This is a genomic window from Roseovarius sp., assembly GCF_030373445.1.
Taxonomy (GTDB): domain Bacteria; phylum Pseudomonadota; class Alphaproteobacteria; order Rhodobacterales; family Rhodobacteraceae; genus Roseovarius.
Genome location: NZ_JAUCYU010000001.1, coordinates 247,675 through 264,141, shown reverse-complemented (window position 1 = coordinate 264,141; position 16,467 = coordinate 247,675). Strand labels below are relative to the sequence as shown.

Annotated in this window: 7 protein-coding genes; 1 reads left to right on the top strand and 6 read right to left on the bottom strand. The window is 68.8% G+C overall.

Annotated elements, in window-relative coordinates:
• Positions 1–24: 24 nt before the first annotated feature.
• From QUV18_RS01225 to QUV18_RS01205, 5 genes are all read right to left on the bottom strand, one after another.
• Positions 25–759, bottom strand: a complete 735-nt coding sequence (locus tag QUV18_RS01225; protein ID WP_300891417.1) for a 4'-phosphopantetheinyl transferase superfamily protein — start codon at positions 757–759, stop codon at positions 25–27.
• Positions 756–5,366 (bottom strand): MupA/Atu3671 family FMN-dependent luciferase-like monooxygenase, encoded by a 4,611-nt coding sequence (locus QUV18_RS01220; protein WP_300891416.1) that lies wholly within the window; start codon positions 5,364–5,366, stop codon positions 756–758. The genes QUV18_RS01225 and QUV18_RS01220 overlap by 4 nt, the downstream gene beginning before the upstream one ends.
• Positions 5,363–6,373, bottom strand: a complete 1,011-nt coding sequence (locus tag QUV18_RS01215) for a glycosyltransferase family 2 protein (protein WP_300891415.1) — start codon at positions 6,371–6,373, stop codon at positions 5,363–5,365. The genes QUV18_RS01220 and QUV18_RS01215 overlap by 4 nt, the downstream gene beginning before the upstream one ends.
• A gap of 5 nt (positions 6,374–6,378) precedes the next feature.
• Entirely contained in the window at positions 6,379–12,819 is a 6,441-nt protein-coding gene (locus tag QUV18_RS01210; protein WP_366914608.1) for a beta-ketoacyl synthase N-terminal-like domain-containing protein, read from the bottom strand.
• Positions 12,820–13,181: 362 nt separating this feature from the next.
• On the bottom strand, positions 13,182–14,618 hold the full coding sequence (locus QUV18_RS01205; protein ID WP_300891413.1) for a hypothetical protein: 1,437 nt from the start codon (positions 14,616–14,618) through the stop codon (positions 13,182–13,184).
• A gap of 113 nt (positions 14,619–14,731) precedes the next feature.
• On the opposite strand from QUV18_RS01205, the gene QUV18_RS01200 reads away from it, so the two are divergent.
• Positions 14,732–15,496, top strand: a complete 765-nt coding sequence (locus tag QUV18_RS01200; RefSeq protein WP_300891412.1) for a WecB/TagA/CpsF family glycosyltransferase — start codon at positions 14,732–14,734, stop codon at positions 15,494–15,496.
• Here QUV18_RS01200 and QUV18_RS01195 read toward each other — a convergent pair.
• A complete protein-coding gene (locus QUV18_RS01195; protein WP_300891411.1) occupies positions 15,493–16,467 on the bottom strand; it encodes a glycosyltransferase in 975 nt (324 codons plus the stop codon). The two genes, QUV18_RS01200 and QUV18_RS01195, sit on opposite strands and share 4 nt — an antisense overlap.

The following is a 16,467-nucleotide window of genomic DNA, read 5'->3' as shown; positions in this document are numbered from 1 at the left end:
ATCGGTATCCGGTTGCCGCCCTGCCTACCAGTAGGACACGCGCCGGCGCTGTGCGGCGAGGGTCGGGTGCTGTTCGGCGGTGATCGCGGTGATGATCTGCCCCTGGGCCACAACGTAACGGCCGTAGAGCCGCGCACCCCGGTCGAAGCCCGGCACCGGGCGGGTAAAGGTCGCCTCGAACTGGCCGGTTTCGAGGTCGGCGGTGATCTCGAGGTCATGGAATTCGAGGAAGGTGCCGCTGAGCGGGAACTGGCACTTGTAGGCGCATTCCTTGGCGCTGAAGATCAGCTTGGCCAGCAGGCCGCGCGTCTCTTCCGATTGCAGGGACAGCCAGGCGCGTTCCGGCAGGGTGCAGACCTCGGGGAAGAGGTCGGGGTCGAGCGGGGTGGCCTCCTCGATATCGACGCCGATGCCGGGCACGTTGCGGCGCTCGGCGATGACGGCGATGCAGAGCGTGTCGTTGTGGGTGATGCTGCCGGTGACGTCGTCGGGCCAGACCGGCGCACGGTCTTCGCCCGCGGGGATCGCGACGGCGGGCAGGCCCATCTCCTGCATCGCCTGGCGGGCGGCGGCGCGCCCGGCGCGGAATTCGCGGCGGCGCTTGTCATTGGCCCGGGCCACGGCGGCGTTTTCGTCGTTGAAGGGTGCATCGTGCTCGGCCGAGGGGTCGGTGACGACGACCGAGACGGCGGGGGCGAAGAGGGCCGCGAGGTCGTCTTCCAGGCAGCCGGTCGAGAGGGTTCCGGGATGCACGCTCATGACAGCTGACGCTCCCGCCCGGCGCGCATGGCACGGCGTTTCGACATGGTGGCGGCGCGGGCCTCGCTGGTCTCCTCGCGTTCGGGCGGGGTGGGATCGCCGCCGCTGCCGCCTTCGAGGTGGCGAGCGAGGTCGCGCAGCACCGGGAAGCGGAAGATGTCGGTGATCGAGAGCGTGGGCGTGTCGAGCGCCTTGCGGATGTCGCGATGCGCCTGCACCGCCAGCAGGGAGTGACCGCCGAGGTCGAAGAAATTGTCCTCCGGCGCGATCTGCTGCACGCCGAGAACGGTGGACCAGACCGCGGCGATGCGGCTTTCCAGCCCCGTGGCCTCGGACGTGGCGCGCGGCGCGGTGGCCCTTGCCTTGCGCACCGGCGCGGGCAGGGATTTGCGGTCGATCTTCTTGTTGGGGGTGAGCGGCATGGCGTCGAGCTGCACCAGGTCGGCGGGCACCATCGCCTCGGGCAGGTGGGCCTGAAGGTGGGTGCGCAGGCTGTCCTCGGGGGCGGTGCCGGTGAAGTAACCCGCAAGCCGCGTGTCGCCGGTGTCGGAGGTGAGCGGCACGACGACCGCCTCGGTGATGCCGGGGAGGCGTTTCATGGCGTCCTCGATCTCGCCCAGCTCGATCCGCTGGCCGCGGATCTTCACCTGGAAATCGTCGCGGCCGAGGAAGTCGAGCGTGCCGGAAGCCGTCCAGCGGGCAAGGTCGCCGGTGCGGTACATGCGGGCCGTACCGCCGGCGAAGGGGTCGGGGACGAAGCGCTCGGCGGTCAACTCGTCACGGTGCCAGTAGCCGCGGGTGACGCCGTCGCCGCCGATGCAGAGCTCGCCCGCCACGCCGACGGGGGCCGGGTTGCCGGTGTCATCGAGGATGTAGACCTGGGTATTGGCGATGGGCGTGCCGATGGGCACGGTGTGGCCATGGGCGCTCGGCTCGACCCGTTGGTGCGCGGACCAGACGGTGGTTTCGGTGGGCCCGTACATGTTGTCGATCCGGGCCTTCGAGGCGCTGCGCAGCTCGCGGGCGAGGTCGGCGGGGAAGGCCTCGCCCCCGATCAGGAGCTGGCGGACATGGCGCAGGGCCATGCGCGCCTCGTCATTCTGCGTCAGGATGCGCGCCATGCTGGGCGTGCATTGCAGGTGGGTGACGTCATGGCGGATGATCTGGGCGGCGAGCGAGAAGTCGTCGTCGGCCAGTTCCGCCGGCGCGTTGGAGGCGTCCATCACCTGCTTGATGAGGTCCAGGCCTTCCAGCACCGTCTCGGGCGCGATGCCATAGTCGATCAGGCAGGCGATTTCCGTGACGCCGATGCGCTTCATCTGCTCGGCCCGGGCCACGCCATCGGCCACGGTGCCGAACAGGCCCGAGTCCTCGAAATACCGCTCGAAGGCGAAATCGAGGATGGCTTCCATCTCGTCCTCGCCCAATGCGCCAAGGTCCATCTCGAAGGGGGAGTTCACGCCTTCGGGTTTCTTGAAGGCCGGGAAGGCCCAGGCGTATTGCTTGATGAGGCCCGCGGCGCTGCGGAGGTAGTTCTTCATCGGCTCGCGGGCGATCTCGCGGGCGTGTTCGCGGCTGTCGGAGATGAAGCTGTGCAGCATCACCGTGACCTTGAAGTCGGCCGGGTCGTGGCCGGCGCCGCGCAGGGCGTCGTGGTAGATGGTGATTTTCTCGGCGACCTCGTCGATCGACTGGCCGAGAAGGTGGGTCAGGATATGCGCGCCCCGTTCACCGGCCTCGCGCCATGTCTGGGGGTTGCCGGCGGTGGTGACCCAGCATTCCAGCTCGGCCGAGACCGGGCGGGGCAGGGTTTTCACCGGGAGCATTTCGCCCGACTGGGTAGGGAAGTCGACCGCTTCGCCGCGCCAGAGGCGGCGGGCCTTGTCTAGCGCGTCGTAGAGGGCGGGCTTGTTGGCGGGCGGCGTGTTCTCGGGGCGGAGGACGAAATCGTCCGGGTGCCAGCCCGAGGCGAAGGCGAGGCCCGCGCGCCCGTTGGTGAGGTTGTCGATGACCGCCCAGTCCTCGGCGATCCGGGCCGGGTGGTGGAGGGGGGCGACGATGCTGCCGGCGCGGACCGAGATGTTCTGTGTCACCGCCGCGATGGCCGCGCCCGAGACGGCCGGGTTCGGGTAGGGGCCGCCGAAGGCGTGGAAGTGGCGCTCGGGGGTCCAGACGGCGGCGAAGCCGTTGGCGTCGGCAAAGCGGGCGGCGTCGAGCAGGAGCTGGTATTTCTTAGGGCCGGGCCCGTCATCGTTGCCCCAGAAATAGACCGAGAAATCCATCGGCTCGCCCGAGGCGGCGATCGGACCGTTCGACACGGCGGCGCGGTTTTCCGAGCCGGTGACGACGACCTTGAAGCCGCGGGCGAGGGTGTAGAACAGTTCCAGCACCGAGATGTCGAAGGAAATCGACGTGACGGCGAGCCAGACGGAGCCGGCGTTCCGGTCGACGCAATCGTCCATGCCGCGGAAGAAGTTGGCGACGTTGCGATGTTCGACCATCACGCCCTTGGGCTTGCCCGTCGAGCCGGAGGTGTAGATCAGGTAGGCGAGGTCGTCGGCCCCGCTGCCGCCGTCGACATTGGCCGGGGCGGCGTCGCCCTGCTGGGGGATGGTGTCGAGCAGGATCAGCTTCGCGTCGGTGTCGGGCAGGTTGGCTTGCGTCGGCCCGTGGGCCAGCAGCACCGGTGCGCCGCTGTCGCCCATGATATGCGCCAGCCGGTCGGCCGGGTGGTCAGGGTCGAGCGGGACATAGGCGCCGCCCGCCTTGAGGATGGCCAGCGCGCCGATCAGCAGGTCGGGCGAGCGGCGCAGGCAGAGGCCGACATTGACGCCGCGGCTCACGCCGGCGGCCTGAAGCGCCAGCGCGGCGCGGTTGGCGCGGGCGTTGAGTTCGGCATAGGTGAGCGCGGTATCCTCGAAGACGAGGGCCGTGGCATCGGGGGTTTCCTCGACCTGCCTTTCGAAGGCGCGGTGGATGGTGAGGGCCGGGTTATAGGCCGCGTCCGTGGCGTTCCAGGTGTGGAGCTGGAGGAGGCGTTCTGGTTTGGGCAGGGTGCAGAGGGCCTGCATGGTGAAGGTGTCGGGCATGCTGTTGGCGGCCCGGGTGAGCATGGCCGAAAGGCGCGCGGTCAGCAGGCGGGTTGCGTCCTCGTCGAGGCGGGCGCGGTCGATATGCAAGTGGCAGGTGCCGGTATGATCGAGCGCGGCCACGATGACGGCACCGGGGATGGTGGCCGGGCCGTCGGTGATGGCGATGGCGGGCACTTGGAGAGAGCCAATCGACGGGTCGCGCAGGGCGAGGTCGTCGGGAAAGCCCGGCCTGGTTTCGGCGGTGGCGATTTCCGCGGTGAAGGCGGCGGTGAGGTCGGCCAGCGTGGTGTCTTCGGTGGTCTCGACGCGGAGCGGCATCCACGGGGTGGTGATCGCGGGGGTGTGCGCGTCGTGCTTCAGGCTGGCGGGGGCGTAGGCGATATCGCCCGCGCGCTGGCCAGCGCCCTGCAGGGCCCATGCGGCAAGGACGGTCAGCGCGGTTGCGCGGTCGAGGTCTGCGGGCAGGGCCACGTCTTCGACGGCCCAGTCGGCCGGGCCGGTGGTGGCGCGGGCGAGCGAGACCTGGACCGGGGTCATGTCGGTCAGGCGGGCGCGCCAGTGGCGCTGGTGCCTGGCGAGGCGCTCGGCGGTGGCGGTGAGCTGCTCTGCCGTCTCCGGGGAGAGGGCGGGCAGGATGTCACCGGCGTTGAACATTGCCTTCGGCGTGACCGGCTTGCCCTCGGCGTCGAGGAGCGAGGCAAGGCGGATGGCGCCGTCGGCGGTGGTGATCGTCAGGCTGTCGGCAGTGGCCTCGAGCACCTGGCCGGGTTGGGCGCCGGGATCGGCCGGAAGGGTGGTGGCGCTGCGGGCGAAGAGCGTGCCTTTCGCCGTCAGCAGGCGGGGCAGGGCGAGCGGATTCCAGTAGCCGCCGAAATCGAGCGCGCGGACGGTACGGGCGAGCGTTGCGGCGGGTTGATTGAAGTCGAGAACCCCGGCGGCCTCGGGCCGCTTGTTGCCCGCGAAATAGCTGCGCGTGGCGAAATCCTGCGGGCGGGGGGCCAGCGTGCCGGTTTCGATCTGGCCCAGCAGCTCGGCGAAGCTGTCGAGCCCGGCGGCATAGCATTTCGAGTTGAGCGAATGGGCGGTCTCATCCTCGGCGATGGCGAAGTCGCGGGTGACGAGGATGTCGCCCTTGTCGATGCCCGCCTCCATCACGTGCCAGCTTATGCCGTGCTCCGTTTCGCCGTTCAGCAGCGCCCAGACCGGCGTGTTGAGCCCGGCCATGCGCGGCAGGGGGCCGTCGTGGAAGTTGATCGCGCCCTTGGCGGGCAGGGCCAGCACGTCATCGGGAATGACCGAGAGGTTGGCGATGCTGAAGAGCCAGTCGAAGCCCGTGCCGTCGCGCAGGGCCGACGCGCTTTCGTGAACCGGCACGCCCTTGGCTGCCGCCCAGCCGCGCACCTGCGGGTTGGTGGTAATCACGGCGGCGATGCCATGGCCGTGGTCGAGCAGCTGGTCGCCACAGCCGATCAGGAGGGTTTCTTCGCCAACAAGCGCACTGGTAAACCGGGTCATTTCGACTCCTCCACAAGAGGTTTTGTCATCGGGGTGGCCGCGACATGGTCGGGCCGCCGGCGGATGTTGCCGGCGAAATGGGTGACGAGATCGCGCAGGAAATGCGGCGGGTCGCCGATCGACCGGCGCGACAGGATCGCGCGGGTCCGCCACAGCAGCGCGCCGGTCAGCCGGGCCAGCGTGGCCCCGGCGGCATAGGCGCGGCCGTGGTTCTTGGTGAAATAATGCAGACGGGAATCGAACCAGTAGGTCGGCGTCCGTTTCCACAGTTTCATGCCGGTCGAGGAGGAGCCTTCGTGCAGCACCTCGCTGTTGCGCACGTACCAGGTTTCCCACCCGGCGCGGGCGGCGCGCAGGCAAAGGTCGGTTTCCTCGAAATAGAGGAAGAAGGTCTCGTCGAAGAGGCCGATCTCGTCGAGCATCCGGCGGCGCAGCAGGGCCGAGGCCCCGGCGACCCAGTCGACGCGGATCGTGCTGTCGGGCAGCGGCAGGGGCACGACGGAATTGCGCAGCAGGCGGGTGAAGATGCCGGTGCGGATGGCGCCCTCGAACTCGCCCGCGATGGTGGGGAAGCGGAAGGCCGTCTGGTGCGGTTCGCCGTCGACGCCGCGGATCGCGCTTCCGGCGATGCCGCAATGGCGGTGCGTCTGCATGTGGGCGATCAGGTTGCGGATCGCGCCTTTCTGCGGGAAAGCGTCGGAGTTGAGGATGTAGTAGAAATCCGGCTGCGTGCCGTCGGAGAGACCGGCGTGCATGCCGAAATTGTTGCCCGCGCCGAAGCCGCCGTTGCGGGCCGAGGCCTTGAAGCGGACGGGGACGGGCGGATTGGCGAGGCCCTCGATGCCTCGGGTCAGCACCTCGCAGGAATCGTCGCCCGAGCCGTTGTCGACCACGAGGATCTCGCCGCGGATGCCCGCCATTTCACGCAGGGCGGCGTCGAGCGCCTTCAGCGTCAGTTCGGGCGTGCGGAAATTGAGGATGATGGTGAGAACGGACGGGTCCGTCATGGGCTTCACTCCGCCGCCGTGCGCGCCGCCGGGGCATGGGCGCGGGGTTTGTTGCGTTCTATGTCGCGGACAAGGCCATTCAGGTGCTTGGCCAGCACGCTGACATTGGGCATGAGCACCATGCTGTCATGGTCGCCCGGCACCTCGATGACGTTCACGCCGGGGGCCCATGGTGTCCACTGGTTGTCGTCGAAGACGTATTCGCGCTCGCGGCTGACAAAGTTGCCGCCGGTCACCTTCCAGTGCCGGTCGAGCGGCGGGCGGAAGAGGGTGAGCGGGCCGTCCCACGGGGCGAGCTCGTAACGTGCCACGGCGCCGCGGAAGGCCATCTCGATCTGGCGGTTGTTGAAATTGCCGCTGTCGGGGGCGGGGGCGGTGCTATCGGCCTGCGCGCGCTTGGTCTTTTCCCAGGCCCAGCGGTTGCGGGCCCATTCCAGCAGGTAGGCCGGGCCCTTGCGGCGGATGTCGTGCAGCTTCATCAGCGCCTTGTCGGCCGGTTTGAGGGATGGGCGCACCGGCAGGGGCGTGTCCAGCATCACGACCATCGCCACGTCCTGACCGGCCGTGTCGAGCTGGCGGGCGATCTCGTAGGCGGTGATGCCGCCGCCCGAGAAGCCGCCGATCATGTAAGGCCCCTCGGGCTGGATGGCGCGCATCTCGGCGATGTAGTCGGCGGCGGCCTCCTCGATCGTGTCATGCGGGGCCTCGTCGCCGATCAGGCCGCGGGCCTGAAGGCCGTAGACCGGGCGGTCTTCCATGCTCAGGGCAAGGTGGCGGAGGTTCAGGACGTTGCCGAACATGCCGGCGACGATGAAGAAGGGCATGCGCGACGATTTCGTGCCGTTGAGGGGCACCGCGTAGCGGAAGGAGGTGGGGGCTGCCGCCTCGGGTGCTGTGCCGGTGTCCGTGGTGCCGCCGGTGCGCGCGTCGAGCATGGCGGCGAGGCCGGCGATGGTGGGCGCCTCGAACAGCACGGAGATGGGGAACTGCACGCCGAAGTCGCGCTTGACCGCCGCGAAGAGGCGGACGGCGAGGAGCGAGTGGCCGCCGAGGTCGAAGAAGCTGTCATCCACCCCGATCTGCTTGACGCCGAGCAGGTGTTCCCATGTCTCCGCCAGCTTGATCTGGGTGGCCGTTTCGGGGGCCGCGTAGTCGGAGGTCAGTTCCGGCCGGTCGAAGGATTGCTTTTCCTTCGCCTCGTCGCGGGCCTCGGCCAGTTGCACCAGCGTGGTCAGGTCGACCGGCGAGATGGCGATCTGGGCCCCGGGGCGGGAGAGCGCGCGGCGCAGGGCCTCGGCGCCCTCCTCGGGGCGGATACCGAGGGCCACCATGCGCTGCATCTGCGCCTCGGAGGGCGACAGCTCTCGCGCGGCGCGGTCCTCGGGGAATCGGACGTCGTCCTTGGCGGTGACGGTGTTGCCGCCGAGCGTCGCCTCGCCGGTGAGGCGCTGCATCTGGAAGTCGGTGATCTCGGCGATGACCTCGCCTTGCGCGTCGCAGATCACCACGTCGAACCCGGCCATGCCGGTGTCCCAGTCGCTTTCGGTGCTGACCTGCACCCAGCTGAACACCTCGGCCGGCATCGGGCGGAAGACCCGGATCGACCCGTAGGAGACGGGCACCCAGAGGCGGTTGCCGGCGTAGCCGTCGATCAGCTCGATGGCCCAGCCGGTGGCGAGGTCGAGCATGGCCGGGTGAAGGGTGTAGCCCTGATCGAGGTCGCCCCGGGCGGCTTGCGGCAGCACCAGCCGGGCCAGCCCTTCGCCGGAGCCTGTCTTGGCATCCTGCACCACGCGCCAGCGGGGGCCGAAATTCAGGTGCGCCTCCTGCGGGGAGACGAAGCCATCGGGGCCGTGATGCGCCATGACGTTGGTGCAGCGGGCCGAGAGGGCGACAAGGTCGATCCGTGCGGGCACCTCGTTGATGGCGCCCATGGTGCCTTGCGCGTTCAGGACCATGCCGTCGCGGCCATCGGCGATGCAAGCGCTGCGGGTTTCGAAGGACATGTCGGCGCCCGAGGGCGTGAGGCAGGTTTCCACGCCGCGCGGCGCGGCGTCGGGCACGTCGAGCGGGCGCAGGAAGACGAGGTCGCGCAGTTCGACCGGCAGGGCGCCGCCCGAGGCGAGGTAGGATTCCATCGCCAGTTCCACGAAGCCGGTGCCGGGCAGGACGGCCGCGCCGGTGGACATGCGGTGTTCGTTCACGATCCAGTCGGCCTTGGCGTCGAGCGTCAGGCGGGCGCGGCGGTCGCCCGAGTGCTGGGCGGTTTCGGCCAGGAGCGGCTGGGGGGCGGGCTGCCACTCGGGTGCCGCGCCTTCGGCGTTGCGCTCGGCCACGGCGGTGGCGGCCATGCCGACGGTGTTCCAGACGCCCCAGTCGACTGCGAGCACGCGGGTCTTGCCGCGCTGTCGCGACTTGGCGAAGGCGTTCAGGAACTCGTTGGCGGCGATATAGTCGATCTGGCCTTCCGGTTTGGTGATCGTGCTGGTCGAGGAGAAGAGGACCATGAGGTCGAGCTCGTCTGTCTCGAACAGGCTGTCGAGGACGCGGAGGCCGTGGAGTTTCGGGGCCAGAACGCGCTCGACATCGAAGGTGGTCTTGCCCAGAAGCGGGGCGTCGTCGATCAGGCCGGCGGCGTGGATGACGCCGTTGATCGCGCCGAAATCGGCTTTGGTGCGCATCACGGCCTCGCGCATCTGCTCGATATCGCAGACATCGGCCACCTCGACCCGCACGGCGCCGCCAAGCGCCTCGATCTCGCGGATCGCGGTGATGCGGGCGACGGCGGGGTTGCTGGCGGGCATCGTGTCGATCAGCGTCTGCCACTGGTGGCGCGGGGGCAGGGCGCTGCGGCTCAGCAGCACGATATTGGCGCCGTGGGTTTGGGCGAGGTCGCGGGCGACGGTCAGGCCGATGCCGCCCATGCCGCCGGTGATCAGGTAGGTGCCGCCGTCGCGGAAGGCGGTGTCCTCGTGCGTGGCGGGCAGGTCCGCGGCTTTCCACGCCTGTTCGAACCGGCGGCCATCGCGGATGGCGGCGACGCTGTTGGCGGGCTCGGCGAGGAGGTCCTCGAGAAGTTGCTCGGTGGGGAACGCGACCGGCGCGGGCTTGCGGCGGCGCGAGGGGACCGGCGCGGGCAGGGCGATGTCGAGCGTGGCCACGGTGACGCCCGGAAGCTCCTTCGGGATCACGCCTGCCGGCCCGGCGATGGTGGCTTTCTCGGGGTAGGGCAGCGGCTCGTCCTGAACCTGTGCCGCGCCGCTGGTGAGCACGGTGAGGTGCATTTCATCCGGGCGGTCAACGCTTTCGATGGCCTGGGCGAGGTGCATCAGGCTGTGAAAGCCGTGCTCCATGTTGCGGGTGAAGAAGTTGCTGCCGGGGCGGAAGCTCTCCTTCTCGGTGGCCAGCCAGGCATGGACGACGCGGTCGGGCAGGCGGCCCTCGGCGGCGAGCGCGCGGAAAAGCTGGGCGTACCCGTCGGGCCCCTGGTCGGGGGCGAGGCGGTAGCTGTCGTCGGCGAGGCGGGCGAAGCTGTCGCCGGGGCGGACCGTGGTGACGGTGTGGCCGGCGGCGGCCAGCCGGGCGGCGGCGCTGTCGGCGAGGCCCGTGTCATCGGCGAAGACGAGCCATGTTTGCGGGTTTTCGGCGCCGCAATTGGTCAGGGTCTCGGCGTCACAGTCGGCATAGCGGGGCTGCCAGACGGGGCGGAAGCCCCACTGCGCAATGTCTTCGCTGCGGGTCAGGTCGGGCGCGGCATCGGCCAGCCGGGCCTTGCCGGGTTCGATGAAATAGCGGCTGGTCTGGAAGGCGTAGGTCGGCAGGATCACGTGGTTGCGCCGTGCCTCGCCCCAGATCTGGCTCCAATCGGCCTCGATACCGGTGGCCCAGAAGCGGCCGATCACGCCGAGCAGGAACTTGTCGTCGGCGATGGCGTCGTCGGGATGGCGCAGGGCGGACAGCACCTGGCCGGGTTGCACGGCGTCGCACATCTGCGACAGCGAGCTGAGCGCGCGGCCGGGGCCGACCTCGAAGAACACGCGGTCGCGCTTGGCGGCGAGCGTGGTGATGCCGTCGGCGAAGTGGACGCAGTTGCGGAGCTGGCCAACCCAGTAGTCGGGGTCGGTGGCCTCGTCCTCGGTGATCCAGTCGCCGGTGCGGTTGGAGATGAAGGGGATCTCGGGCGCCTGCAGGTCGAGCGTCTGCAGGAAGGCGCGGAACTCGGGCAGGATCGGGTCGAGCATGCGGGAATGGGCCGCAATGTCGATGTTGATGCGCTGGCAGTCGATGTCTTTCGCTTCAAGCTCGGCCTGAAGCCGGTCGAGCCGGTCCTGCGGGCCGGTCACGGCGCAGAGGTCGGGGGCGTTGATGCTGGCGATGTCGAGGGCGTCGCCAATGATCTCCTGCACCTCGCTTGCGGGCAGCGAGACGCTGAGCATCCCTCCGGGGGCGACGGTGTCGAAGAGGCGGCCGCGCAGGAGGACGAGGTCGATGCAGTTCTCGAAGCTCATGACGCCGGACAGGGCGGCGGCGGTGTTCTCGCCCATGGAGTGCCCGATCAGGGCCGCGGGCTTGATGCCCCAGGAGATCCAGAGTTTCGCCAGAGCGAATTCGATGATCATGATCAGCGGGAGCTGGACCGAAGGTTTCTTGAGGGTCTCGTTCGCGGTGTCCATGTCGCCCGGCTCGGGGAGCCAGATGGCGCGGATATCGTAGTCGAGCTTGGCCGCGAGGTGGTCGAGGCCGCGATCCATCCACTCGGCGAATTCCGGCTCGGTCTCGTAGAGGTCGCGGGCCATTCCGGCATATTGCGCGCCGCCGCCGGGGAACATGAAGACGGTGTCGGGTGTCTCGCCCAGCTTCTTGTGGGTGAAGACGCGGTGGGGGTTGCCCTCTTCCAGAAGAGCGGCCGCTTCCTCGTGGGTTTCGGCGACGACGACGCGGCGGTCGTCGAAGGCGTGGCGGCCGGTTTTCAGGGTGTGCGCCACGTCCTCCAGCGGCTGTTCGGGATGGGCGCGAAGGTGGGCGGCGAGGGCTTGCGTGTTGGCGTCGAGCGCGGCCTTGCCCTTGCCCGAGACGCACAGCACGTGGAAGGGCCAGTCGCCTTCTTCCGAGGCGGCGCGTTCGGGCGCTTCCTCGAGAATGGCGTGGGCGTTGGTGCCGCCGACGCCCAGCGAGTTGACCCCGGCGCGGCGGGGGGTGGGGCCTTCGGGCCATTGCGTCAGCCGGTCGTTGACGCGGAAGGGGCTGGTTTCGAAATCGATGGTCGGGTTCGGTTTCTCGAAGCTCAGGCTGGGCGGCATCGCCTTGTGATGCAGCGCGAGGCTGGTCTTGATGAGGCTGGCGACACCAGCCGCGGTGTCGAGATGGCCGATATTGGTTTTCACCGATCCGATGCGGCAGAAGCCTGATTTGTCAGTGGTTTTCCGGTAGGCCTCGGTCAGCGCGGCCACCTCGATCGGGTCGCCGAGATAGGTGCCGGTGCCGTGGCATTCGACGTAACCGATGGAATCGGCGGTGACGCCGGCGGTGTCGATGGCGCGGGCGACGGCGGCGGCCTGCCCGTCGACGCTGGGGGCGAGGTACCCGGCCTTGGCGGCGCCGTCGTTGTTGATGGCGGAGCCCTTCACCACGGCCCAGATGTGGTCGCCATCGGCGATGGCATCCTCCAGTCGGCGCAGTGCCACGACGCCCGCGCCGCTGCCGAATACGGTGCCCTTGGCGCGGTGGTCGAAGGCGTGGCAGTGGCCGTCGGGGGAGAGAATTTCGTTTTCCCTGAAGAGGTAACCGCGGCCCTGGGGCAGCTCGATGGTCGAGCCGCCGGCGAGCGCCATGTCGCATTGGCCCGAGCGCAGGGCCTCGCAGGCGTAGTGGACGGCGACCAGCGAGGTGGAGCAGGCGGTCTGGATGTTGACGCTGGGCCCCTTGAGGTCGAAGACGTGGCTGACGCGGGTGGTCATGAAGTCCTTGTCGTTGCCGGTATGGCGCAGGAGGAACATGCCCACGTCGTCGACGAGGTCGGGGTTCGAGCAGATGTTGAAGTAGAAATAGCTGCCCATGCCGCAGCCCGCGAAGACGCCGATATCCCTTGTTTTACTGCCCGGGAAGTGGCCCGATTGCTCCATCGCCTCCCACGCCACCTCGAGGAACTTGCGGTGCTGCGGGTCGAGGATGGCGGCGTCCTTGGGACCGAAGCCGAAGAACTCGGCGTCGAACTGGTCGTAGTCGTCGAGGCGGGCGGTGGCGGGGACGTAGTTGGGGTCGGCGATGCGGTCGGGGCGTTCGCCGGCGGCCTTGAGGGACTCCGGGTCCAGCCAGTCGATACTCTCGGTGCCGGAAACCAGGTTTTTCCAGTAATCAGAGATATTTAGCGCGCCCGGCACCTTCAGTGCCATGCCGACGATTGCTATGTCTCCGTTACCACTCGCATTCACTCGTTTACCAATCATACTCATCCTGCGCGAAGTCGTGACTCCGGCCCCCGCAATGGTTTTGCATCGAACGCGGCCACACGCCCACGTTCATGTTCATGATGATGTCGCATTTTTCGCCAAACATCTGAAAAGATTTATTAAAAAGTTCAGCAACCAGAGGCTGAACATCAATCCGGATGCGACAATTTCCTATTCGGTTCCAAATTGTTTTCTATACCACAACAATCGATTCTGCGAGCCCGACCGGTGGGCGGGGCGATTCTTTCCACCGCGCGCCGGGCGGGCGGTTTTCGGCGGAAAATCCTACGTCGGTATAACGTCGGTATTCTGTCGGTATTACGTCGGTGTGGGGCGCGGTGCCTACCACCCCAACCCCCTCACCCGATCAACGGCTTCGCCAGGCCGGGCCGGCCCGCCTTTGGGCGCAGGTGGCTGTCGTCCTTGGCCTCCTGCCGGCGGGCGGATTCGGTGTATCCGAGCACCGCGCCGGCGATGAGCCAGGTGTAGGGGGTGAGGATAGCGTTCACCAGCATGTCGATCAGGGTGATGGCGAGGATCAGGGCCAGCGCCGCCACGGTGCGGGTCGGCCGGTCGTGCCGGGCGTGGCGCAGGAGCAGGAAGAGCGGCACCGCGAGAAGGCCCATCTTGCTGAGATAGCCGAGCCAGCCGAAAGTGCCGAAGACGATGATCCATTCGCCGTCGGGGATCGAGATGATCTCGCCCGTCGTCAGGTCGTGCACGAGGTTGCGGCCCCAGCCGCCCCAGCCGAACATCCATTTCTCGTGCGCGCGTTCCAGCAGCAGCTCCTCGTTCTGGAAGCGGAAGCCGAGCGACTGGGCGCGGTCGGGGTGGATCGCCTCGGCCCAGCCGAGGATGCGGTCGAGCGGCACGAGGCCATAGTCGCGCAGCACCGGGTAGAGCACCGCGATGCCGGCGAAGACCACCGCGATGCGGATCTGCACCTTGGGCGCGGCGAGCAGGATGGCGGGCACCACGGCGATCCCGTAGGCCAGCGGCCCGAGGCTCTTGCAGAGAATCAGCACGCAGAAGAGATAGCCCGTGGCCGCCAGCAGGCGCGGACGGCTTTTGCGGTCGGCCATGCGGAAGAGCACCGCGGCGGCGGCGGCCGAGGTCATGAAGAAGAAGGCCATCCACAGCCCGTGCGGCAGGAAGACGATGGGCCGGAAGCCGCCCTGCCGCATCATCTGGCCGAAATCGTGCTGAAAGAAGCCGTAGACCCAGATGTTGATCTGCGGGCTGAGCCGGATTTCCAGCAGCGCCGGCAGGGAATAGACCAGCCCGCCCACCAGCAGCGCCAGAAGCAGCTCGCGCTGGCCCGTCTGCGAGGACAGGAAGGCGCGGCCCAGCACGAAGGGAATGAGCGTGATCGCCTGTTGCGAGCCGACAGAGAGAACGTCGATGATGCGCAGCCCCGGCAGGCCGCCGGTGACGAAGGAGACCGGTTCGGCATCGAAGACCGAGTAGAACAGGATGGGGTCGGTATTGGTGAGAACTGTGGGGATGGTGCCGGCGAGGAACAGGAACAGCAGCACCTTCATCACCCGGCTTTCCGGCCAGATCGGCACGCGGCGCTTGGCCACCCACAGGCAGCAGGCCAGCGCGCAGAGATTGGGAATCGAGGTCTTGTTGAAATCGGGCACCAGCGGCAGGTCGAACACCGCGCGGGGCGGCAGCAGGAGGTAGCCGCCGAGGATCGCCCAGATGATCGCCCGTTCGATGCCCATCCGGCGGAACATCACCACGCAGGCGACGGGCCAGATCATCAGCATGAGATATGCGAATGCGTTGGGCATCAGGCGAGGATTGCCCGCAGGCGCGCTTTTGACGGTGGCCCGGACCGGCATTCCCGGTATAGGTGGACAGGCCGGTCAGGTGTCAGATGTGGCGAAAGCGGGGTCATCCTTTCTTGCAGTTTACGGTTCGGGATCAGGTTGTTCGGGTGAACCTGCGCGACTTCGCCGATTTGGCGGAGGCGGTCGGGGCACGGTTTGCCGCGCGCGAAGGGTTCGCGCTGGCGACGATCAACCTCGACCACCTCGTGAAGATGCGGAGCGATCGGGCCTTTGCCCAAGCCTATGCGCGGCAGGACATGGTGGTGGCCGATGGCAACCCGATCGTGTGGCTGTCGCGATTGGCCGGGCGCCCGGTGGAGCTGTTGCCGGGGTCCGACCTGATCCGCCCGCTGTGCCGGATGGCCGGGGAGGCCGGGGTGCCGGTGGCGATGGTGGGCAGCGACGAGGCGACATTGCAGGAAGCGGGCGACCGGCTGGAGGCGGATATGCCGGGGCTTCGCGTGGTGCTGCGCCATGCCCCGCCGATGGGATTCGACCCCGACGGCGCGGCGGCGTCCGATATCCTCGGGCGGCTGGAGGCGGAGGGCGTGGGCCTGTGTTTCCTCGCGCTGGGGGCGCCCAAGCAGGAGCGCTTCGCGGCCCGGGGACGCGAGCTGGCGCCGCATGTGGGCTTCGCCTCGATCGGGGCGGGGCTGGATTTCATTTCCGGCCGCCAGAAGCGGGCGCCCGTCTGGGTCAGGCGGCTGGCGATGGAATGGGTCTGGCGCGCGCTGGGCGATATCCGGCGGCTGGGGCCGCGCTATGCCCGCTGCATCGCGATATTGCCGCGGCTGGCCATCGGGGCGTTGCGCCTGCGTATGTCGACCGGCGGGCACTAGCGGTACTCGATCAGCGTGGCGCGGCGGCGCAGGAGGCGGGAGGCGTGGAATTGCAGGGCGCCCTGGGCCTCGGCGAATTTGCCCAGCACCGTGAAGGCGGCCCATTCCCATGCGGCGCGCGAGGCCAGGCCGCGGCGGGCGGCGAGGCGGGCGACCTGTAGCGGATAGATGAGCGTCAGCAGCAGGGCCGCCGGGTGGACCAGCGCGGCAATCAGGATGGCGAGCGGCAGGAGGGCGCCCCAGAGCAGCGCGCGGCGCGTCTCGGCGACCCAGTGGCGTTCGGGCGGGGCGCCGTGGAGGTGGGCCCCCTCGGCAAAGGCGTGACCGGCGCGGCGGGTGCGTGTCCACCATTGGCCGAGCCGTGTCATGCGGGCGTCGTGCCGGGTCATGGGGGCGTCGAGGCGGTGGATCTTCCAGCCCTGCTGGCGCAGGCGGACGCAAAGCTCGGGTTCCTCGCCTGCGATCAGGTCGTCGCGGTAAAGCCCCACGGCATCGAGCGCGGAGAGCCGGGCGAGGATGTCGCCGCCGCAGGCGCTTGTGTCGCCGGGGGGCGTGTTCCACTCGATATCGCAGAGCCGGTTGTAGAGCGAGGCCTCGGGGTGATCCTCGCGCCGGCGGCCGCAGGCGATGGCGGTGTCAGGATGGGCCTTCAGGTAGGCCGAAGCGGTGGCGAGCCAGCCGGGCTCGACGGTGCAGTCGCCGTCGACGAGCTGGACGAGGTCGGTCTCGGCGCGGTCGAGGGCGGCGAGGCCAGCGTTGCGGGCGCGGGCGGCGGTGAAGGGCTGGGAAGTGTCGAGGTCGATGACACGGGCGCCGGTGCTGCGGGCGTGCTCGGCGCTGCCGTCGGTGGAGCCGGAATCGACGTAGATGACGGGGGAGGCATCTTCGAGAGAGGCGAGGCAGGCGCGGAGGCGCGCGCCCTCGTTACGACCGATGACGACCGCGGCGATGCGGGGGTGGGCGGAGGTCAT

Bases quoted from the DNA above. Each gene is read 5' to 3' on its own strand.
- QUV18_RS01225 (WP_300891417.1), bottom strand. From the start codon at position 759: ATGAGCGTGCATCCCGGAACCCTCTCGACCGGCTGCCTGGAAGACGAC.
- QUV18_RS01220 (WP_300891416.1), bottom strand. From the start codon at position 5,366: ATGACCCGGTTTACCAGTGCGCTTGTTGGCGAAGAAACCCTCCTGATC.
- QUV18_RS01215 (WP_300891415.1), bottom strand. From the start codon at position 6,373: ATGACGGACCCGTCCGTTCTCACCATCATCCTCAATTTCCGCACGCCC.
- QUV18_RS01210 (WP_366914608.1), bottom strand. From the start codon at position 12,819: ATGATTGGTAAACGAGTGAATGCGAGTGGTAACGGAGACATAGCAATC.
- QUV18_RS01205 (WP_300891413.1), bottom strand. From the start codon at position 14,618: ATGCCCAACGCATTCGCATATCTCATGCTGATGATCTGGCCCGTCGCC.
- QUV18_RS01195 (WP_300891411.1), bottom strand. From the start codon at position 16,467: ATGACCTCCGCCCACCCCCGCATCGCCGCGGTCGTCATCGGTCGTAAC.